This is a genomic window from Streptomyces sp. WAC05292, assembly GCF_003949955.1.
Classification (GTDB): Bacteria; Actinomycetota; Actinomycetes; order Streptomycetales; family Streptomycetaceae; genus Streptomyces; species Streptomyces globosus.
On the sequence record NZ_RPSE01000587.1, the window covers coordinates 1 to 2,747 of the forward strand.

Sequence of the window (2,747 nt, forward strand, 5' to 3'; positions counted from 1 at the left end):
CCTGCTGCCCGCCCCGGAGGGGACCGGACCATGACCCGCCTCAGCACCGCCGTGGACCCCCGCGCCCCCGAGTACGCGGCCGCCCGCGGCGCCGCCCTCGAACGCCTCGCCGCCCTCGACGCCGAACACGCCAAGGCACTGGCGGGCGGCGGCGAGAAGTACACGGCCCGCCACCGCGACCGCGGCAAGCTCCCCGCCCGGGAGCGGATCGAGCTGCTCCTCGATCCGGACACGCCGTTCCTGGAGCTGTCCCCGCTCGCCGCCTGGGGCAGCGATTACCCGGTCGGCGCGTCCCTCGTCACCGGCATCGGCACCGTCGAGGGCACCGAATGCGTCATCACCGCCAACGACCCCACCGTCCGCGGCGGCGCCTCCAACCCGTGGACGCTGAAGAAGGCCCTGCGGGCCAACGAGATCGCCCTGCAGAACCGGCTCCCGCTCATCAGCCTCGTCGAATCCGGAGGCGCCGACCTGCCCTCCCAGAAGGAGATCTTCATCCCGGGCGGGGCGCTCTTCCGCGACCTCACCCGCCTGTCGGCCGCCGGTGTGCCCACCGTCGCCGTCGTCTTCGGCAACTCGACCGCCGGAGGCGCGTACGTCCCCGGCATGTCCGACCACACCGTCATGATCAAAGGCCGGTCGAAGGTGTTCCTCGGCGGCCCGCCGCTCGTGAAGATGGCCACCGGCGAGGAGAGCGACGACGAGTCCCTGGGCGGCGCCGACATGCACGCCCGCACCTCCGGCCTCGCCGACCACCACGCCCTCGACGAACCCGACGCGATCCGCCGCGCCCGCCGCATCGTCGCCCGCCTGGAGCACCGCCGCGCCCACCCGGAGCCGCCGGCCGCCGAGGAGCCGCTGTACGACGCGGAGGAGCTCCTCGGAATCGTCCCCGAGGACCTGCGCACGCCCTTCGACCCGCGCGAGGTCATCGCCCGCATCGTCGACGGCTCCGACTTCGACGAGTTCAAGCCCCTCTACGGCAGCAGCCTCGTCACCGGCTGGGCCCGCCTGCACGGCTGGCCCGTCGGCGTCCTCGCCAACGCCCGCGGCGTGCTGTTCAGCGCCGAGTCGCAGAAGGCCGCCCAGTTCATCCAGCTCGCCAACCAGCGGGACATCCCGCTGCTGTTCCTCCACAACACCACCGGCTACATGGTGGGCAGGGAGTACGAGCAGGGCGGCATCATCAAACACGGCGCCATGATGATCAACGCCGTCTCCAACTCCCGCGTCCCCCACCTGTCCGTCCTCATCGGCGCCAGCTACGGGGCCGGCCACTACGGCATGTGCGGCCGCGCCTACGAGCCCCGCTTCCTGTTCGCCTGGCCCAGCGCCAAGTCCGCCGTCATGGGACCGCAGCAGCTCGCCGGGGTGCTGTCCATCGTGGCCCGGCAGTCCGCCGCCGCGAAGGGCAAGCCGTACGACGAGGAGGCCGACGCCGGGATGCGCGCCTTCGTCGAGGCGCAGATCGAGGCCGAGTCCCTGCCGATGTTCCTGTCCGGGCGGCTGTACGACGACGGGGTCATCGACCCCCGCGACACCCGCACCGTCCTCGGCCTGTGCCTCTCGGCCGTCCACAACGCCCCCGTCGAGGGCGCCCGCGGCGGCTTCGGCGTCTTCCGGATGTGAGTGACCGCCCCATGACCACGACCACGACCACGGCCCTGCCGATCACCTCCGTCCTCGTCGCGAACCGCGGCGAGATCGCCGTCCGCGTCTTCCGCACGGCCCGCGCCATGGGCCTCGCGTCGGTCGCCGTCCACTCCGACCCCGACGCCGGCGCCCTGCACGTCCGCGAGGCCGACACGGCCGTGCGCCTGCCGGGCGCCGCCCCGGCCGACACCTACCTGCGCGGCGACCTCGTCATCGCGGCGGCCCTGGCCGCCGGCGCGGACGCCGTCCACCCCGGCTACGGCTTCCTCTCCGAGAACGCCGCCTTCGCCCGCGACGTCCTGGCCGCCGGCCTGGCCTGGATCGGCCCGCCGCCCGACGCGATCGAGGCGATGGCCTCGAAGACCCGCGCCAAGGAGCTGATGCGGGCCGCCAAGGTCCCGCTCCTCGACCCCGTCGACCCGGCGGCCGCCACCGCCGCCGACCTGCCGCTGCTGCTGAAGGCGGCCGCCGGCGGCGGCGGGCGCGGCATGCGCGTCGTCCGCGACCTCGACGCGCTGGGGCCCGCACTCGACGCTGCGGCCGCCGAGGCCCGGTCCGCGTTCGGCGACGGCGAGGTCTTCGCCGAGCCGTACGTCGAACGCGGCCGCCACGTGGAGGTGCAGGTCCTCGCCGACGGGCACGGCACCGTGTGGGCGCTCGGCACCCGCGACTGCTCCCTCCAGCGCCGCCACCAGAAGGTCGTCGAGGAGGCCCCGGCGCCCGGCCTGTCCGACGGCCTGCGCCGCACCCTGCACGAGGCGGCCGTCGCGGCCGCCCGGGCCGTCGGCTACCGGGGGGCGGGCACGGTCGAGTTCCTGCTCGACGCCGACGGGCGCCCGTGCTTCCTGGAGATGAACACCCGGCTCCAGGTCGAGCACCCCGTCACCGAGGCCGTCCACGGCGTCGACCTCGTCGCCCTCCAGATCCGCATCGCCGAGGGCGCGGCCCTCCCGCCGGAGCCGCCCGAGCCCGCCGGCCCGGACAGCCCGAGGAGCGGCACCCGGGCGCCTTCGCCGCACCGCCGCCCAAGGCCCAGAGCTGGGGAGCACAACTGTCCACGCTGGTGCGCCGCTACGCCGCCGCGCTCGGCGCCG

Annotated in this window: 2 protein-coding genes; both read left to right on the forward strand. The window is 75.0% G+C overall.

What is annotated here, in order from left to right:
• Window positions 1-30: 30 nt before the first annotated feature.
• Window positions 31-1,629: an acyl-CoA carboxylase subunit beta gene (locus tag EF903_RS31305; protein WP_125548356.1), complete on the forward strand. Its 1,599-nt coding sequence runs from the start codon at window positions 31-33 to the stop codon at window positions 1,627-1,629.
• Between the two features lie 11 nt (window positions 1,630-1,640).
• On the forward strand, window positions 1,641-2,747 hold a 1,107-nt coding region (locus tag EF903_RS31310; protein WP_125548358.1), incomplete at its 3' end, for a biotin carboxylase N-terminal domain-containing protein.